Origin of the sequence: Labrys sp. (in: a-proteobacteria) (assembly GCF_047605565.1) — a bacterium.
GTDB lineage: Bacteria > Pseudomonadota > Alphaproteobacteria > Rhizobiales > Labraceae > Labrys > Labrys neptuniae.
On the sequence record NZ_JASGFM010000034.1, the window covers coordinates 49,250 to 65,657 of the forward strand.

Consider the following 16,408-nt stretch of genomic DNA (forward strand, 5'->3'; position numbering starts at 1 on the left):
ATTGTCGCAGAGTCCCACTATAAGCCCGGCAAGGATCCCACGAGTCAGCCTAATTTTGGAACCGCGTAACCCCAGAACATCCGAACTCCTTGCGGCGATTGCCTCGGCGGAAGGAGAGGAGCGCATTTATTTCGGCGACCTGACGGCCGCCATGCGCAACCGCGCCTTCGGTATTCTGTTCTTGCTCTTCGGCATACCCAACTGCCTGCCGATGCCGCCGGGCATTCCGGTGATCTGCGGCATCATCGTCGCCCTGATCGCGGCGCAGATGGTGATGGGGCGCGACAATCTCTGGCTGCCGCAATTCCTGGCCAAACGCAGCTTCGCCCGCAAGGATCTGCAGCGTATCGTCACCAAGGCGGAGCCCTGGATCCAGTGGGTCGAGCGTTTTGCCAAGCCGCGCCTGCATCTGTTCGCCGACGCGCGGTCCCGGCGGATCGTTGGCATCGTCGCCCTGGTGCTGGGCCTTGCCCTGCTGCTGCCGATCCCGATCATCGGCAACATCCCGCTCGGCATTCCCATCTGCATCCTCGGCCTCGGCCTGGTCGAGCGCGACGGCGCCGTCATCCTGGCTGGCTATATCGCCACCAGCGTGGGCCTGTTGATCACGGCCGGGCTCGGCTATCTCATCTTCCAGGGCGCGCTGGCCATCTTCTGAGGCGCGCCGGCGACAGTCCCGTCGATATTCAGGCGGCCGTTCGAGCGCGTTCCCTTGCTGCCTTGGTGTCGCGAACCGGCGGCAGGCCGAACAACCGGCCATATTCGCGAGTGAATTGGGAAACGCTCTCATAGCCGACCGAGAATGCCGCCCCGCTCGCGCCCATACCCTCGGCTTGCATCAATCGCCTGGCCTCGATCAGGCGCAGCTGCTTTTGGAATTGCAGGGGAGAGAGCGAGGTTATCGACCTGAAATGCTGGTGAAATGAGGAGGAACTCATGCCGGCAGCCGCGGCCAAGCGCTCGACCGGCAAGGGCTGCATGAATTCGGCCCTCAGTATAGCGACGGCACGTGCGATGCGCTGTGCGTGGCCATCGGGCCAGCCCAGTCGTCGTATTGCCGTACCGTGACGGCCGGCCAACAGCGAGTAATGCATCTCACGCACGAGTTGGGCTTGCAGCACCGGCACCGAAGCCGGTCGATCGAGCAAATGCATCAACCGTAGTGCCACGTCGGCGACCTCAGCATCGGTGGGCTGGACGCGTACCGGGGCATGGTCGGCTCCGCCAAAGGCATTCATCTGCGCAGCCAGATCGGCTATCACGGCAGCGTCCAGCTCCAGCACCAGCGACAGATAGGGAGCCATGGCGCTGGCGTGGGTGATCTGGCTCACGGTCGGCACATCCGCGGTGATCAGCAGGGAATCGCCAGCCGCGAAGTCGAAAGCCTGCATGCCCATGGTGACATGCTTGCTTCCCTGCAGCACAAGGCAGGCGAGGGGGCGGGAGATGGCATGAACCAGGCCGCTGGGCGCCGTCGCCCGCACGGTGGTGAGACCCGGAATCGGCGTGGCCGCGATACCATTCGAGTCGGCGTGGACTTGGGCATGGCGGCGAATGGCTTCAAGCAGGGCGGTCATGGTGACAGCCTACTCGCTTCGCGTCCGTCCTGCATGCCTCTTGGAGGATTAGGCAAGAAACATCGAGATTCCAGCAACACCGAAGGCAGGTTTGGCCCGATATCGGAGGCCGTCACACCAACGGAGTTTGCCCGATGACCAGGATTTCACTCGTAACCGGGGCCAGTCGCGGTCTTGGTCGCAGCACCGCCCTCAATATTGCCCGCCTTGGCGGCGATGTCATCCTCACCTATCGCAGCCGGAGCGAGGATGCCGAGGCGGTCGTCGCTGAAATCCGGGCCATGGGCCGGAAGGCGATCGCCTTTCAACTCGATACAGGTGACGTCGCAGCCTTTGCCGCCTTCACCGAAAGGGTGCGGGCAACGCTGCACGACACGTGGTCGCGGGGGACATTCGATCATCTGGTGAACAATGCTGGCCATGGCGACTACGCCCTGATCGGCCAGACGACCGAGGCGCAGTTCGATGCCCTGGTCAACGTCCATTTCAAGGGCGTTCTCTTCCTCACCCAGGCCCTGCTGCCGCTGATGGCGGATGGCGGTCGCATCGTCAATCTATCTTCCGGCCTGACACGCGTGTCTTATCCAGGCTATGCAGCCTATGCCGCGGCCAAGGGGGCCGTGGAGGTTCTGTCGACCTATCTGGCCAAGGAACTGGGTGAAAGGCGGATTGCGGTCAATACCGTGGCGCCGGGCGCGATCGAGACCGACTTCGGCGGTGGTGCCGTTCGCGACGATCCCAGTATCAACAAGATCTTTGCGCAGATGACCGCGCTTGGGCGAGCCGGAGTGGCCGAGGACATCGGGCCGATGATCGCGAGCCTCTTGTCGGACGCCAATCGCTGGGTCAACGCCCAGCGGATCGAGGTCTCGGGCGGCCAAGCCATCTGAGCCGCTCAATCGCTGAAACGGATGCCGTCGCCCAGGCCGATCGTTCCCGGTTGCTCGACGGTGCCGTAAATGCCGATCTGGTTGGCGAACTGACGTGCGACTGTCTTCATGATCGCGGGAGTGCGCTGGGCCGTCTGTGGATCGAGGGTGATCATCACGCAGCGCTCGATCGGCCGGTCGGTACGCAGACGGACCTCCCGGTTGCCGACGGTGACCCTTTTGTCGAGCCAATCCCGTTCCCAGCTCTCGGCATCCGCGGGTTCTATCAGAAGATTGATGCGGAAGCGTTGCAGATCGATATCGCCGCCATGGGCCTGCGCCAGGCGGCCGGCCGTCGTCGTGCTCACCAGAGAGATGACGGCGCTGTCGAAATGGCCTCGGCCGAGCTGCATCAGGTGCACGGGCTCGCCAGCCGCCTCGCTCAATTCCCGGCACAAGGCGGGATCGTCGATGTCGTATTCGCCGCCCTTGGGGGAGTGCACGACCAGCGTCGAGGTTTTGGGATCCTCCGGCTTGAGGTAACGGGCGCGGTAGAGCAGGAGATCGGGCAGATCCCGGCCGGTGAGGTAGGGAAAGCGGCCGCGATCATTGGTTTTCACGAAGGCATATTGCCGGTCACCCGCCAGGCCGTTCCAGCGCAGTTCCACCGTGTCCAGGATGTCGCTGCCCATGGATTTGACCGGAAAACGCTGGATCCGACGAATGACGCCGATCAAACCGTTTTTGCCCATGCCCGTTCGCCTATCCGGGGTTGAAGGGGATCAGTGGATGGAGAGGCCGTGGGAATCCCATTCGTCGCGCGGGACGGCTTCGCCGACCCTGTATTCCAGCGATATCACCTTCATGCGATCGGGCGTCGCCTCGCAGGTAAAGGAATATTGATACCAGATCCCGCCGCTGCGGAAGGCGCCGCCGTCGCCCTTGAGCGTGTCGCCCGTCACATGCGGATCGCCCAGCGCATAGGCGATCACGCTGTCGGGCTTGTAGGGGCGGGATTCGTGGCGCAGCCTTTCCATCAACTCGATGTCGCAGGCCTGCTGAAACCGGTCGGCCGGGGCCAGTTTGGCGAGGCCGGCCTCGGTCCGGCCGGGCTTGACGTTCTGGCGTGCTGAGGCGGGTGTCAGGGCAAGGGCGATCAGGGCGATCGAAAGCAGCGTCGATTTCATTCCATCCAGTCCAGGCAGAAGCGAACCCGGGCCGGATCGCGTGAGCGACCGGCACAGGCCCGGTATTGGCCATGATCCCCACCACGCGCCGCACGATCGGGTGGAAGCCCCCCGGGAAATCGCGCGGCGTCTGGAAATGAGGAGCCCGAACAAAGGCGTTTGACAACCGCGCTTATTGCTCCGGGCGACAGGCCCCGATGGCCGGGGCAGTCATCTCCATGGTGGGGAGGATCGGCCCGGGAAGAGATGGGTCTGGTTTCAAACCCAGGTCGACCCTGTGCCGATTCAGGGAGCGCAACCTAGCGCCTCATCCTCATCTTGTCGATCCATGGCGGATCTGGGCACCCGGGCGATGGGTGTGGTTCGATTCTACCGCTTGCGTGCCGCGTCCACGCTGATCGATCCCGGGCCGGCGAAAACGAAATAGAGGAAGAGGAAGCAGTAGAGGATGGCGGCGTCGCCGCCGTTCAGGGCCGGGAAGAAGGATTTCGGCGCGTGGAACATGAAATAGGCCACGGCCATCTGCCCGGAAAGGATGAAGGCGACGGGGCGGGTGAACAGGCCGATCACGATCAGCAGGCCGCCAAAGGCCTCAAGTATGCCGCCGAACCACATCAGGCCGAAGACGGGGATCTCGCGGTCGGGCGGGAGCGCCGGAAAGCCGAACAGCTTCTGGGTGCCGTGTGCCAGGAAGATCAGGCCGGCGACGATGCGTACGAGGGAAAGAATGGTCGGCGCATAGGCCTGGAGGGTCGATTGCGTCGAGGATTGCGACATGCTGCTCCGTCCGTGGTCGCTGAGGGGAACGCAGCCTTAGGTTAGTCAGACACGACTTTCCAGCCCGTGCGGCCGGTTCGGCGATCACGAACCATCACGTTCTTGTTTAACGTCATTCCAGATTTGGCGGATTTTCCGGGGCGTTCCGGCGGCCTGCTCCAGCAAGGCACGCGCCGATCCGCTCCGGTTCAGGGCGTGTCGAGCACGCCCGTCTTGCCGATGATATAGGGTGGCCTGGGAATGGCGATGTGGGCGGCCCGCAAGGCCGCCGACCAGCGCTCGCGCAGATCGTGGAAATAGGGCTCGCCCGGCTCGATGCGATGGCTGATTTCGGATTTGAGCGCGTCCCGCCGCACGGTGAGGATGTCGATCGGCATGCCGACGCCGAGATTGGAGCGCATGGTGGAGTCCATCGAGATCAGGCCGACCTTGAGGGCGTCCGGCATTTCCGTCTCGTAGTTCACCGCGCGGTCGAGGATCGGCTTGCCATATTTGTGCTCGCCGATCTGCAGATAGGGGGTATCGGCCGTCACCTCGATGAAATTGCCTGCCGAATAGATCATGAAGAGCCGCATCTTGCCGCCCTTGATCTGCCCACCGAACAGGAAGGCCACGTCGAAGCGGCTGTTGTGCTCCTCCAGGCTGCGCCCATCGGTAGCGTAGACCTGGCGAATGGCCCGGCCGATCAGCTGGGCGGCCTTGAACATGCTGGGCATGCTCATCAGCGTATCGACGGCGCCGGTATCGGGATTTTCCAGGCCCTCCTGGATATGGTCCAGCACGGCCTGGCTCACCGAGAGGTTGCCGGAGGTGCACACCGCCAGGACGCGTTCGCCCGGCTCTTCGAACACATGCAGCTTGCGGAATGTCGCGATGTTGTCGATGCCGGCATTGGTGCGCGTATCCGCGATCATCACCAGGCCCTCGCGAACCGAAATCCCGACGCAATAGGTCATCGACTGAACTCCCAAGCCGCCTGTCGGCGGTGCCCCCCAAGCAAGCCTGAACCCTCAGGCTGCCACGCCCTTCCCATAGAGCAAGATTCGTTTGCCGCCTACGGGCGCAAGGCCGGTCGGGAGAGCGGCAAAAAGCGGCAGGGGACCTAATGCTTCGGCGCCGAGCGCAGGCTCGAATAGACCATGCGGATGATCAGCACCAGCGTGGTCAGCACGATCAGGATGACGGAGATCGAGGCGATCGCCGGATCGATGTTGTCGCGCACCCCGCTCCACATCAGCCGGGGCAGGGTGATCGCATTCACGCTGGTGATGAAGAGGGTGACGCCGATTTCCTCCCAGGACAGCACGAAGGACAGCATCGCCGCGGTCAGCAGGCCGAACTTGATGTTAGGCAGGATGATCCGGGTGGCGCGCTGCCAGACGCTGGCGCCCATGCCGCGGGCGGCGAGATCGATGCGGCGGTCGACCTGGCTGAGCGAGACCATGATCAGCACCACGCAGAAGGGGACGATCATCACCACATGGGCGAGGACCACGCCGAGCCAGGTGTCGAAGCCGACGAGGGAGCTGACCTGGGACAGGCCGGTGAGCAGGAAATAGAGCGTCATCGCCGAGACGACCGGCGGCACGATCATCGGCAGCAGCACGAAGCCGACGAGGGCGGCGCCGAAGCGGGGACGAAACATCCAGATGCCGACGCAGAACAGGGTCGCCAGCGTGGTGGCGAGAGCGCTCGAAACCACGCCGATGCGGATGCTGAGCAGGATGGAATTCGCCCAGTCCGGATTGGTGAACAGGGTACGGTAATGGGTCAGGGCGTAGTTGCCGTTGGGCATGGAGAGGTAGCGGGCTGCCGTGAACGACACCGGCACCACGGCCAATAGCGGCAGCAGCAGGAAGACGGCGACGAGGGCCGCCGCGGTGAGGGCGATCAGGCCGGGGCGATGCGATGTCATTTGGACACTCCCGTATCGCCGAGGCGGGCATAGCGAAACAGCAGGGCCATCAGCGCTGCCACGATCACCACCAGCGTGACGCTGATCGCCGCGCCGAGGCCCCAATCCGGGCTCTGGAACATGCGCAGATAGATGAGTTCGGCCACCATCACGCTGCGGCCGCCGCCGAGAATGGCGGGTGTGACGAAGAAGCCGAGGGCGAACACAAAGACGATGAGCGTGGCCCCGATGATGCCGGAAAAGGTCATCGGCACGAAGACCTTCCAGAAGATGCGCAGCGGACCGGCACCCATGCCGCGAGCGGCCAGAAAGACGCGTTCGTCCAGGCTCCGCATGGCCGAGGCCAGCGGAAACACGGCGAAGGGAATGAGAAAATGCGTCATGCCGATGATGACGCCGAACTCGTTGCGCACCAGCGTCAGCGGCTCCGAGATGAAGCCGAGACTCTGGAGCCAGCTGTTGACCAGGCCGCGATTGGAGAGCAGCGCCAGCCAGCCGAAGGCGCGGGTCAGCACCGAGATCCAGAAGGGGATCAGGATGCACAATTCCGCCAGGCGCTGCTGTAGCGGCGTGCCACGCACCCAGACATAGGCGATCATATAGGCGGCGATGACGGTGATCACCGTCACCATGGCGCAGATGCGGAAGGTACGCAGGAAGACCGAGAGCACCAGCGGGTCGCCGGCAAGCCTTTGATATTGCGTCAATCCGGGTTCGGGCAGCGTGATGCTCCACTGGGCCACGCCGAGGAAGGGAATGAGATAGACCAGCGTCAGGAACGCCAGCAACGGCCCTGCCAGAACCAGGAATGAAAGTGAAGACAAGGGCTTGCGCATCAAAGCTCTCGCATGTCTTCACTGCCCGGACTTGGAGGCCGCCCGGGCAGTGGATGAAAGGTCAGGCCGAGATGATCTTGGTGTAGGCGTCCAGCGCGGCGCCGTAATTTTCGGCATACCAGTTCATGTCGAGCGCGATTTGCTTGCTCATATTGGCGGGATCGACCGGATTGAGGCGCTTCTGGTCGGCGGGGATGAGGGCATCGGTGGCCGGATTGGCGGGGCCCTGTCCGAGCATGTCGAACATCACCAGCTGCTTCTTGGGATCCTGCGCGCTGGCGATGAACTTCATCGCATTGTCCTTGCCGCCGGGATTGTTCTTGATCACCGCCATGGCGCCGGGCGAGATCAGACCCTGATCCCAGATGAACTTGATCTGGCCGCCCGAATCCTTCTCCAGCACCGAGGCGCGCGTGGACCAGATCAGCGCCATCGAGGCATCGCCATTCAACAACACCTGCTGGCTTTCGGCGCCGCCACCCCAATAGGACACCACATTGTCCTTGAAGGCAGCGAGCTTGTCGTGGGCGCGCTTGAGATCGAGCGGATAGAGCTTCTCCGGCGCCACGCCGTCACCGAGCAGCAGCGCCTCCCACATGCCGGCGCCCCATTTGTAGAGCGAACGCTTGCCGGGGAACTTCTCCACATTGAAGAAATCGGCCATGCCGGTCGGCGGCTTGTCGCCGAATTTGGAGGCGTCATAGGCAATGACATAAGAGAAGAAATAGGTCGAGGAGGCATGTTCCCAGCCAAAGCCAGGCCGGAACTTCGACTTGTCGACCACCTTGTAGTCGATCGGCTCGAGCATGCCCTGCTTGCCCAGGGAGATGGCGGAGAACGGGTCGGCGTCCACGATGTCCCAGGTCGGCTTGCCGCTCTTGAACTGCGCGGTGATGCCGCCTTCGGTCGGGCCGGTGCCGTCTTCCTTCACGGTGATGCCGGTTTCCTGCTGGAAGGGCTGGCCATAGGCGGCGTCATAGGCCTTGATGGCATCGCCACCCCAGTTGACGAGGACGAGCTGGCCGCCATCGGCGCGGGCCGGGCCGGTGCGCAGGGCAAAGGGAGCGCCGGCGAGGACCATGGCGGCGAGCTGGGCAAAACGCCGGCGGCTGATCTGGCCGGCTTCGACCTTCGAGGCGAGGATTTCGAGACAGTCTTTCTGGAAGGCTTCATTCATAGCCGATGTTCCCCTGTTGGGTATGCGAAGGCGGATGGTGAGAATTTCGTTATAATTATTTGTTTTTTACAGTGTTTTATTGCAGGAGAAGCAGTTGCTTTACGCATCTTCCGGCAACAGGAATCCCTTGCTCTTGGGCCAGGTGAGCCAAAGGTCCGGCCCGTTTGCCAAGGCCTCCGCTGCGCGATCCGTCGGCAGCGTCAGGCTCACCGGCGTGCCGCTCTTGGTGGTCAGGGACAGTTTGGTGGCCGAGCCGAGATAGGTCGAGGCCGTCACGGTGCCGGCCAGGCAGTTGAGGGATTCTACCTGCGGCCTGGCCGAGACATCCATATGCTCGGGGCGGATCGCCAGGATGCCAGTCTTACCGATATGGCTCTGGGACGGCACGTCGAGCAGGGCTCCGTCGCAGGAGCCGCGGGCGTTGCCGGCTTCCCGCTGGACGTCGTGCAGCGGCAGGAGATTGATGTCGCCGAGGAATTCCGAGACGAAACGGTTGGTCGGCTTCTCATAGACCTCCTGCGGCGTGCCGACCTGCAGGAGCTGGCCCTGGTTGAAGATCGCTACATGCGATGACAGCGCCATTGCCTCGCTCTGGTCGTGCGTGACGAAGATGAAGGTGGTGCCGAGCTCTTCATGCAGGCGCTTGACCTCGTCCTGCATGGAGTTGCGCATGTTCTTGTCGAGAGCCGAAAAGGGCTCGTCGAGCAGGAGCACGGGCGGCTCGAATACCAGAGCCCTCGCCAGGGCCACGCGCTGCTGCTGGCCGCCGGAGAGTTTGGCAGGAAGCTTGTGGCCATGACCGGACAGGCCGACACGCGCCACCATCTCGCCGACGCGCCGACGGATCTCGTCGCCGGGCACCTTGCGGATATGCAGGGGGAAGGCGATGTTCTGTTCCACCGTCATATGCGGGAACAGCGCATAGCCCTGGAACACCATGCCGAAGGCGCGTTCTTCGGCGGAAAGCGTGGTGATATCGGTGCCGTCGCGAGTGAGGCGGCCGACCGTCGGCTTTTCGAAGCCGGCGAGGATCATCAGGAAGGTGGTCTTGCCGGAGCCCGAGGGGCCGAGCAGGGTGAGGAATTCGCCGCGGGCAATGGTAAGGGAAACGCCCTTGAGCGCCTCGAACTTGCCGAATGTCTTGCCGATGCCTTCGGCCCGGATCTCGGCAGCGTGTTCGATGCCCGAATGACCGGCTGCTTTGCCGGGCGCTACCCCGCCGTTTTGCGCCATGCATGTCCTCCTAGAGCAAAGCGCATTCAGGGATGAACGCGTTTTGCTCCGATTCCTTGTTTCGACGCGTCTTTGCGGTTCTTGCCGATTTCGTCAAATCGCAAAACGCTTTGGAAAACCGTTTAAAGCCTAAGCGTGATTATCGTTCACGACAATTGAATGTTGTTGCCTCTGGGGAAAAATTTGATTCACCCCAACGGGTAGCCCGCTACAGCCGTTCAGCCATAGTTGGGGCGGTATGTCGGGCTCGTCTGCGCCAAGGCCGACTTCAACCAGTCTGCGAAGGCCCGCGAGACCGCATGGCCGATCTTGGCATGCTCCATCACCAGGAAATAGGAGCGCGGCGACTTGATGGCGAGGTCGAAGGGGCGGATCAACTGGCCGGCCTTCATGGCGGTACGGCAGGTGAGTTCATCTCCCATGGCGATGCCCTGGCCGGCGGTAGCGGCGGCGAAGACGAGATTCATGTCGGAGAAGATCATGCCGCATTCGGCATTGGGATTTTCGACATTGGCAAGGGCCAGCCAGCGCGTCCAATCGTCGAAATCGCCCAGGTGAAGCAGTGGTGCCCTCAATACGTCCGAGGGTTCGTTGAGACCGCCGACCTTGTTGAGCAAAGCCGGGCTGCATAATGGCGTGAACTGGACTTCGCACAGCAACTCGACCGCCCGATTGGGCCAATTGCCGTCGCCGAAGGTGATGAAGAGGTCGACATCGGGGTTGGAGACGTCGTCGAGCCGCCGCGGCGTCACCACGCGCAATGACACGTCCGGATACATTTCCTGGAACTCGGCGATGTGGGTGCATAGCCAAAGCGAGGCAAATCCGGGCGTGCAGCTCACCTGCAGCGTGCCGACGACGCCCTTGTCGCCATATTGCAGCGAGGCATCCCCGATGACGGTGAGGGCCTTGCGCACCTCGTTGGCATAGTGGCGGCCGCGGACGGTCAGCATCACGCCCTTGCCGTTGCGCTCCAGCAGGTCGAAGCCGAGATCGCGCTCGAGCAGGCGCAATTGGTGGCTGACGGCGCTGCGGGTGAGAAAGAGCTCTTCGGCGGCACGCCAGACGCTGCCGTGGCGGGCGAAGCTGTCGAGGGCACGCAGGGCCTGGGTGGAGGGAATGCGCAAGGGAACTCCGGAAATCTCTCACCAGATTTCGGGCAAGATTGCCTAAAGGTGAATGGAATTTGTTCAAACAGGCAAAACATATCACTTTTTGATAGTGATGTTCACCGCTTATCCTCCCCGTCAATCAGGGAGGTAGGAAGTGACCAGTTCAGCTCAGCAAACGGCGCTTGCGCATGTCGATGCCATCGCCGGCGACCTGTCGACCTGGACACGCACGATCTTCGATTTCGGCGAGACGGCCTGGCGCGAATATCAATCCGCCCGCTGGTATGTCGATCTCCTGCGCCGGCACGGTTTTACCGTGGAGGAAGGCTCGGCCGGCATGCCGACCGCCTTCTGCGCGCACTGGACCGGCAAGCCGGGCGGGCCGACCATCGGCATGTATGCCGAATATGACGCGGTGCCCGGCAATTGCCAGGATGCGGCGACCGTCAAGCGCCCGCGGCCGGGCCTCAGCGAGCATGCCGGCGGCCATACCGATCCCCATTCGGCGCTCGGCACCTCCAGCCTGGGCGGGCTGCTCGCCACCAAGCAGGCAATGGAGCGCCACGGCCTTGCCGGCACGCTGCGCTTCACGGGCGAACCGGCCGAGAAGGTGAGGGGCTCCAAGCCCCTCCATGCCGCCAAGGGCTATTATGACGGCCTCGACGGTATGCTCTCCTTCCATCCCTTCTACATGCTGCCGATGTGCAACACGGTGCGCTGGGATACCCATTGCGGCGCCGCCTATTCGATGATCTATCGCTTCGTCTGCGACGAGCCGGAGGCCTGGAACCGGGCCGCCGGCGCGCCGATCCCGCAGTCGCATTCGGCCGTGCGCGCGCCCGGCGCCAATGACGCGCTGATGATGATGTACATGGCCTCCAAGGCCCTGCGCGACTCCATGCTGACCCACCAGGGCGGCTGGTCGATCAGCGAGGCGATCCTGACGGCCGGCCAGGCAACGGCGGACAATCTTCCCGCGGGCCTCGCCGAAATCCAATACATGATGCGCATGCCCACGCTCGACATGGCCGAGCAGGCAACCGCCATGCTCGACCGTAATGCCGAGATGGCGGCGCAGATGACAGGCTGCCGCTATGAACGCCACTGGGTATGCAAGTCGCGCCCGGGCCTGGCCAACCACGCCATCGCCAATGTCGTGTGGGACGCGATGTCGACGGTGGGAGCGCCGCGCTGGGGCGAAGAAGCCTGCCGGCTCGCCCGCGAGATCCAGGTCAATCTCGGCCTGGAACCGATGGAAGAGCCCTTCCTGGCCGAATGCGAACGCCTGATCGCCCCTCAGGAAGCCGAGGCGATCCTGCGGCGGGACCTGCCGCCCTCCCAGCTCAACTCGACGTCGGACGACTATACCGACATGAGCTGGCATGCCCCGACGGCCCGCTTCTATGTGGCCCGGCCGGCTCTCAGGGCGCCGGAGGGCTATACCTATCCGGGCTGGGTGATGAATGCGCTCGGCGGCATGCCGGCCACCATCGATCCGATGGTGACGACGGCCGCCAAGACGATCGCGCTTTCGGCCCTGCGCCTGATCGAGGACGGGGAGGCGCGCGCCGCCGCCCGCCGTGAATTCGAAGAACGTACCGGTGGCGGTATCGGCGGCTCCAGCTGGATTCCGCCGCTGGCCGATTATCCGCCGCCGATCGGCTTTCGCTGGCCCGAATATGTCACCACCACTCGCGGGCGCGAATGGTGGATCCCCACCTGATGAAAAGGGAAACGACCATGAACCGCATCGAACAGATCCATGTCGACGACGCCTTCACCCTGCGCCGCCGCAACCTTGCCGGCGGCACCAAGCCGCTCAAGCATTGGGGCTTTCGCAACGAGACCGACAGGCTGACCGACGTCCTGCTCGGCTCGCCGGCCTATCTGAGGCACATGGCGACCAGCTCCCTGTCGCGCAAGCATCTGCGCGAGGCGCCCTGCAACATCCAGACCGCGCAGGCCCAGCACAAGGAACTGGCTTCGGCCTATGAGCATTTCGGCGTCGACATCCACTGGCTGGAGCCGGAAGTCGAACTGCCGATGCAGGTCTATACGCGCGATTCCAGCGTGATGACCCCCTATGGCGTCGTCATCACCGCCATGGCCAATTGGTGGCGCCGCGGCGAGAACTACGCCGCCATCCGTGCCTATGAGAAGATGGGCATCCCGATCTACGACATGGTGACATCAGGGACCTTCGAGGGCGGTGATTTCAACGTGATCGAGGAAGGCTGCGTGCTGATCGGTTGCGGCGGTGCCCGCACCCAGGAGGAGGGCGCCCGCCAGGTCGCCGAGTGGTTCGAGAAGGAAGGCTGGGAGGTCCGTCTCGCCTTCATCGACGAATATTACGTCCATATCGACCTGATGGTGGTGCCGATCGCCCCGAAGCTGACCGCGGTATGCCTGGCCTGCACCGAGCCCGGCATCGTCGACTGGCTCAAGGCCAAGGGCCACGAGATCATCGACGTGCCGTTCCAGGACACCATGGCACTCGGCTGCAACTTCATGTCGCTGGGCAATGACCGCATCATCGCGCCCACGGCGAGCAAGAGCCTGATCGGTCAGCTCAAGGCCCGTGGATTCGAGGTTGCGGCGGTGGATACCAGCGAGATATCCAAGACGGGCGGCGGCATCCACTGCATGGCGCAGGCCCTGCGCCGCGCGGCTTGAGCGCCCACGGCGAAAGACGATGAGGTAAGGCGATGATCGAGCAGGAAAACGCGCTGCCGGCAGGCTTCCTGTCCGATCTCGCCTCGGCGGTAGGCGCCGCCAACATCCGCACCGGTGCTGCGATCGCCGAGCTCGATCCGGGTGAGGAACCGCACAATCTCGGCGCCTCCGCCGTCGTCTCGCCGGGGACGACCGGGGAGGTGGCCGCCATCGTGGGGCTGTGCGTTCGGCATGGCGTCTCCATGGTGCCGCAGGGCGGACGCACCGGCCTCGTCGGCGGCGGTGTCTCGACGGCGGGACAGATCGTCGTCTCAACCCGCCGCCTCGACAGGATCGAGCGGCTCGTCGCCGATGAGCGCGTCGCCGTGGTGGAAGCCGGCTGCACGCTTCAGGCCCTGCAGGAGGCCGCGCTCGTCCACCGCCTCGAGCCCGGCATCGACCTGCCGGCGCGCGGCTCCGCCACCATCGGTGGCATGATCTCCACCAATGCCGGTGGCATCATGGCCTTCCGCAACGGCGTGATGCGCCATCGCATCCTCGGTCTGGAGGCGGTGCTTCCGGATGGCTCCGTCTATTCCGACCTCACCCGGGTGGTGAAAAATTCGGCGGGTTATGATCTCAAGCACCTGCTGATCGGTGCCGAGGGAACGCTCGGCATCGTCACCAAGGTCGCGATCAAGCTGGACGCCGTACCGCCGGCCCATGCCGTGGCCCTGTTCGGTTTCGACTCCGTGCCCGCCGCCCTGGCCGCCATCCGGCGGGCACTCGACGCACGGGTCGGCGAATTGCGCGCGGCCGAGGCGATGTGGGCCGATTATTTCCGCTATGCCGCCCGCCATTTCGCCTGGTCGGCACCGGATTTCTCCATGGAACACCGGATCTATCTCATCCTCTCCCTCGGCGGCGCCGACGAAGCGGCGCTGCAGGAGGAACTGGCTGCAATCTATGAGGAATTGCTGGAAACCCATCCCGAGACCAGCGCCGTCCTGGCAAGCTCGCTGGCGCAGGAGCAGGCGATCTGGCGGCTGCGCGAGGAATCGGCCGTCATCTATGTCGACTATCCCAATTCACCCAGCTTCGACGTCTCGCTACCCTTGTCGCAAGTGGACGACTATGTGCGCGCCAGCATCGCCGGCCTTGCTGGCGTCTCGCCGGGGCTCGCTCCCTTCGTCTTCGGCCATTTGGGCGATGGCAACCTCCATATCATGCTCAACCGGGCGGAAGACGCGCTGACAGCGGACGACATCGCCGGGGTGGAAGTGGTGCTTTATGGCGGCATCCGCCAGCGCGGCGGCTCGTTTTCGGCCGAGCACGGCGTCGGTTCCAAGCGCATCCATGCCCTCTATGCCACGGCGGATCCGGTCAAGCTCAGCTTGATGCACGCGATCAAGGCGATTATCGACCCGGCGGATCTCATGAATCCCGGCAAGGTGATCGATCCCTCTCGTCTTGCCGACGCGAAGCATTCGGACTGACACCGCCTGTGCAGGCAGATGCCATTGGCGGCGCATACCGGCAGCCTTGCGGCCCTGCCGTCATGCAGTTGTGTGCACTGGTCCGATATAACGCCTACCTCATCCGAATAGGGCATTGCTTCTTTCGTCGAAAGAACCCACTGTCCGAAATCGTCATGTATGGAAGTTGGTTTCAGGTAAAAAAAGCCAGCCCCCTTCTTTCGAAGGAGTTTTTGCTAGACTCCGGGGGCCCAGTATCGGCAAGATCGATCCCGCTACAGACAGGTAGAATGAAAGCCGAGTTTCGTAGCAGACCAACGGGATAGTTGGAGAGACCTATGTTCGTGATCTGGCCTGTCATCGTCGCGATGGTGCTGGGCGTGGTATGCGGGACCTTTGTTCCGGTACTGGCATTCACGATCATTGCCCTGATCGCTTCGATCGGCAGCGCCCTCATCATCTGGATGGCCGGTTTCGGCTTGGGGACCGCTTTGATCGACATGGTGGCCATCGCCATCGCCCTGCAGGTGGGCTATGTCTTCGGCATACTGGTCTTGCTCGCCGTCAGCAAACTGGCTCCGAAATTGCGGCCGGGCCTGGTGCGACGCTACGAGCACGAACACGATTCAAGCCGGCCTTGAGAGACTGCCCAATGCCGATCGTGCGTGTGCCGATCGCGCGCGGCCTGGGCATGGCAGCGGATCATCTGCTCAGCGATATCTGGCGTCAGCGATAGCCGGTGAAGCACCGGGTCTGATCAGCTCTGCGACTGGCGCTGCGCCTGAGGACGCTCGCCTTTTTCACCGATATCGACGGTGACCTCCAGGCTTTCGCCTTCCCCACCGTAATGGGCGCCCCGTACCGGCGCCGCGCCCAGATAATCGAGGCCGACCGCGACGCGGATGTGCTGGACGGTCGGACAGACCGACAGCGCCGGGTCGAAGCCAACCCAGCCCAGACCCTCGACATAGGCCTCTGCCCAGGCATGGCTGGCGCTGCCCTGCTGCGTCGGCGGTTGCCAGAGCAATCCACTGACATAGCGCGAGGGTATGCCGAGCGTCCGGGCGCAGGCGATGAACAGATGGCTGGCGTCCTGCGCGACACCGTTGCCGGCGGCGAATGCCTGCGTCAGGCCCACTGCCGGCTGCTTCGGGTCGCCACTGACCTCGATGCGATCATGAATCGCCTGCATCAAGGCGTGGCAGGCGGCAAGCCCGCCTCCCGCTGTTCCGGCACTCCGGTGGGCGAAGTCCCGGATCGGAGCATCGGCCTGGGTGAGGTCGGTATCACGCAGATAGAGGGCGACGGGGAAACGCTCGATCACGCCGTGCAGCACGCCGGCATTGTCGTGGGTCTCGACCTCGCCCTCCACGCGCACGCGCAGGCTTTCGATGCTGCCGATCGCCGTGAAGGCATGGCTGATATTGCCGAAGGCATCCTCGGACTGGCTCAACCTGACATCCTGGTCCACGTCGATGCGCCAGCGCACCACATGCTGGCCGTCATGCGAGCGCGGGGTCAGCCGCAGGGTCTGGATCACGGATTTGGCCGGCCGCTCGTAGCGATAGACGGTTTCGTGGGCAACGCAGATGCGCATG

17 protein-coding genes are annotated in these 16,408 nt (G+C 63.6%); 6 read left to right on the top strand and 11 right to left on the bottom strand.

Annotation, left to right across the window (positions count from 1 at the left end; all coding sequences use genetic code 11):
- Nucleotides 1-55: 55 nt before the first annotated feature.
- On the top strand, nucleotides 56-658 hold the full coding sequence (locus QM672_RS24490; protein ID WP_105862748.1) for an exopolysaccharide biosynthesis protein: 603 nt from the start codon (nucleotides 56-58) through the stop codon (nucleotides 656-658).
- 28 nt (nucleotides 659-686) lie between these two features.
- Here the strand turns inward: QM672_RS24490 and QM672_RS24495 are convergent, their stop codons facing one another.
- Nucleotides 687-1,577, bottom strand: coding sequence for an AraC family transcriptional regulator N-terminal domain-containing protein (locus tag QM672_RS24495; protein ID WP_415085729.1), 891 nt, complete (start codon nucleotides 1,575-1,577; stop codon nucleotides 687-689).
- A 134-nt stretch (nucleotides 1,578-1,711) separates the two neighbouring features.
- On the opposite strand from QM672_RS24495, the gene QM672_RS24500 reads away from it, so the two are divergent.
- Nucleotides 1,712-2,467, top strand: coding sequence for an SDR family NAD(P)-dependent oxidoreductase (locus QM672_RS24500; RefSeq protein ID WP_394309524.1), 756 nt, complete (start codon nucleotides 1,712-1,714; stop codon nucleotides 2,465-2,467).
- 5 nt (nucleotides 2,468-2,472) lie between these two features.
- Here the strand turns inward: QM672_RS24500 and QM672_RS24505 are convergent, their stop codons facing one another.
- The 9 genes from QM672_RS24505 to QM672_RS24545 form a co-directional block, all read right to left on the bottom strand.
- A complete protein-coding gene (locus tag QM672_RS24505; protein ID WP_415085731.1) occupies nucleotides 2,473-3,198 on the bottom strand; it encodes an MOSC domain-containing protein in 726 nt (241 codons plus the stop codon).
- A 30-nt stretch (nucleotides 3,199-3,228) separates the two neighbouring features.
- Nucleotides 3,229-3,633 carry a DUF930 domain-containing protein gene (locus QM672_RS24510; RefSeq protein ID WP_311938825.1) on the bottom strand — a complete coding sequence of 135 codons (405 nt, stop codon included), beginning with the start codon at nucleotides 3,631-3,633 and terminating at the stop codon, nucleotides 3,229-3,231.
- Nucleotides 3,634-4,002: 369 nt separating this feature from the next.
- Nucleotides 4,003-4,410, bottom strand: a complete 408-nt coding sequence (locus tag QM672_RS24515) for a DoxX family protein (protein WP_311938827.1) — start codon at nucleotides 4,408-4,410, stop codon at nucleotides 4,003-4,005.
- A gap of 188 nt (nucleotides 4,411-4,598) precedes the next feature.
- A complete protein-coding gene (locus QM672_RS24520; RefSeq protein WP_311938829.1) occupies nucleotides 4,599-5,366 on the bottom strand; it encodes a proteasome-type protease in 768 nt (255 codons plus the stop codon).
- A gap of 146 nt (nucleotides 5,367-5,512) precedes the next feature.
- On the bottom strand, nucleotides 5,513-6,325 hold the full coding sequence (locus QM672_RS24525; RefSeq protein WP_415085734.1) for an ABC transporter permease: 813 nt from the start codon (nucleotides 6,323-6,325) through the stop codon (nucleotides 5,513-5,515).
- Nucleotides 6,322-7,161 carry an ABC transporter permease gene (locus QM672_RS24530; protein ID WP_367626704.1) on the bottom strand — a complete coding sequence of 280 codons (840 nt, stop codon included), beginning with the start codon at nucleotides 7,159-7,161 and terminating at the stop codon, nucleotides 6,322-6,324. The genes QM672_RS24525 and QM672_RS24530 overlap by 4 nt, the downstream gene beginning before the upstream one ends.
- Nucleotides 7,162-7,222: 61 nt before the next feature.
- Nucleotides 7,223-8,338: an ABC transporter substrate-binding protein gene (locus QM672_RS24535; protein WP_367626703.1), complete on the bottom strand. Its 1,116-nt coding sequence runs from the start codon at nucleotides 8,336-8,338 to the stop codon at nucleotides 7,223-7,225.
- A gap of 99 nt (nucleotides 8,339-8,437) precedes the next feature.
- Nucleotides 8,438-9,571: an ABC transporter ATP-binding protein gene (locus tag QM672_RS24540; protein WP_367626702.1), complete on the bottom strand. Its 1,134-nt coding sequence runs from the start codon at nucleotides 9,569-9,571 to the stop codon at nucleotides 8,438-8,440.
- Between the two features lie 218 nt (nucleotides 9,572-9,789).
- Nucleotides 9,790-10,698 carry a LysR substrate-binding domain-containing protein gene (locus QM672_RS24545; RefSeq protein ID WP_311938840.1) on the bottom strand — a complete coding sequence of 303 codons (909 nt, stop codon included), beginning with the start codon at nucleotides 10,696-10,698 and terminating at the stop codon, nucleotides 9,790-9,792.
- Nucleotides 10,699-10,837: 139 nt separating this feature from the next.
- Here QM672_RS24545 and QM672_RS24550 point away from each other — a divergent pair, with 139 nt between their 5' ends.
- From QM672_RS24550 to QM672_RS24565, 4 genes are all read left to right on the top strand, one after another.
- On the top strand, nucleotides 10,838-12,406 hold the full coding sequence (locus QM672_RS24550; protein ID WP_394309514.1) for an amidohydrolase: 1,569 nt from the start codon (nucleotides 10,838-10,840) through the stop codon (nucleotides 12,404-12,406).
- 17 nt (nucleotides 12,407-12,423) lie between these two features.
- Nucleotides 12,424-13,356: a dimethylarginine dimethylaminohydrolase family protein gene (locus tag QM672_RS24555; RefSeq protein WP_311938844.1), complete on the top strand. Its 933-nt coding sequence runs from the start codon at nucleotides 12,424-12,426 to the stop codon at nucleotides 13,354-13,356.
- A 32-nt stretch (nucleotides 13,357-13,388) separates the two neighbouring features.
- A complete protein-coding gene (locus tag QM672_RS24560) occupies nucleotides 13,389-14,831 on the top strand; it encodes an FAD-binding oxidoreductase (protein ID WP_415085739.1) in 1,443 nt (480 codons plus the stop codon).
- A gap of 317 nt (nucleotides 14,832-15,148) precedes the next feature.
- A complete protein-coding gene (locus tag QM672_RS24565) occupies nucleotides 15,149-15,451 on the top strand; it encodes a hypothetical protein (RefSeq protein ID WP_311938847.1) in 303 nt (100 codons plus the stop codon).
- 116 nt (nucleotides 15,452-15,567) lie between these two features.
- Here QM672_RS24565 and QM672_RS24570 read toward each other — a convergent pair whose 3' ends face one another.
- Complete coding sequence (locus QM672_RS24570) at nucleotides 15,568-16,407, bottom strand: transglutaminase family protein (RefSeq protein ID WP_415085741.1); 840 nt, start codon at nucleotides 16,405-16,407, stop codon at nucleotides 15,568-15,570.
- Between the last annotated feature and the right edge of the window lies 1 nt (nucleotide 16,408).

What these genes read in the sequence shown, in the direction of transcription:
- QM672_RS24525 (WP_415085734.1), bottom strand. Translation starts at nt 6,325, where the DNA reads ATGACATCGCATCGCCCCGGCCTGATCGCCCTCACCGCGGCGGCCCTC.
- QM672_RS24540 (WP_367626702.1), bottom strand. Translation starts at nt 9,571, where the DNA reads ATGGCGCAAAACGGCGGGGTAGCGCCCGGCAAAGCAGCCGGTCATTCG.
- QM672_RS24560 (WP_415085739.1), top strand. Translation starts at nt 13,389, where the DNA reads ATGATCGAGCAGGAAAACGCGCTGCCGGCAGGCTTCCTGTCCGATCTC.
- QM672_RS24530 (WP_367626704.1), bottom strand. Translation starts at nt 7,161, where the DNA reads ATGCGCAAGCCCTTGTCTTCACTTTCATTCCTGGTTCTGGCAGGGCCG.
- QM672_RS24555 (WP_311938844.1), top strand. Translation starts at nt 12,424, where the DNA reads ATGAACCGCATCGAACAGATCCATGTCGACGACGCCTTCACCCTGCGC.
- QM672_RS24515 (WP_311938827.1), bottom strand. Translation starts at nt 4,410, where the DNA reads ATGTCGCAATCCTCGACGCAATCGACCCTCCAGGCCTATGCGCCGACC.
- QM672_RS24520 (WP_311938829.1), bottom strand. Translation starts at nt 5,366, where the DNA reads ATGACCTATTGCGTCGGGATTTCGGTTCGCGAGGGCCTGGTGATGATC.
- QM672_RS24500 (WP_394309524.1), top strand. Translation starts at nt 1,712, where the DNA reads ATGACCAGGATTTCACTCGTAACCGGGGCCAGTCGCGGTCTTGGTCGC.
- QM672_RS24505 (WP_415085731.1), bottom strand. Translation starts at nt 3,198, where the DNA reads ATGGGCAAAAACGGTTTGATCGGCGTCATTCGTCGGATCCAGCGTTTT.
- QM672_RS24570 (WP_415085741.1), bottom strand. Translation starts at nt 16,407, where the DNA reads ATGCGCATCTGCGTTGCCCACGAAACCGTCTATCGCTACGAGCGGCCG.
- QM672_RS24510 (WP_311938825.1), bottom strand. Translation starts at nt 3,633, where the DNA reads ATGAAATCGACGCTGCTTTCGATCGCCCTGATCGCCCTTGCCCTGACA.
- QM672_RS24565 (WP_311938847.1), top strand. Translation starts at nt 15,149, where the DNA reads ATGTTCGTGATCTGGCCTGTCATCGTCGCGATGGTGCTGGGCGTGGTA.
- QM672_RS24535 (WP_367626703.1), bottom strand. Translation starts at nt 8,338, where the DNA reads ATGAATGAAGCCTTCCAGAAAGACTGTCTCGAAATCCTCGCCTCGAAG.
- QM672_RS24495 (WP_415085729.1), bottom strand. Translation starts at nt 1,577, where the DNA reads ATGACCGCCCTGCTTGAAGCCATTCGCCGCCATGCCCAAGTCCACGCC.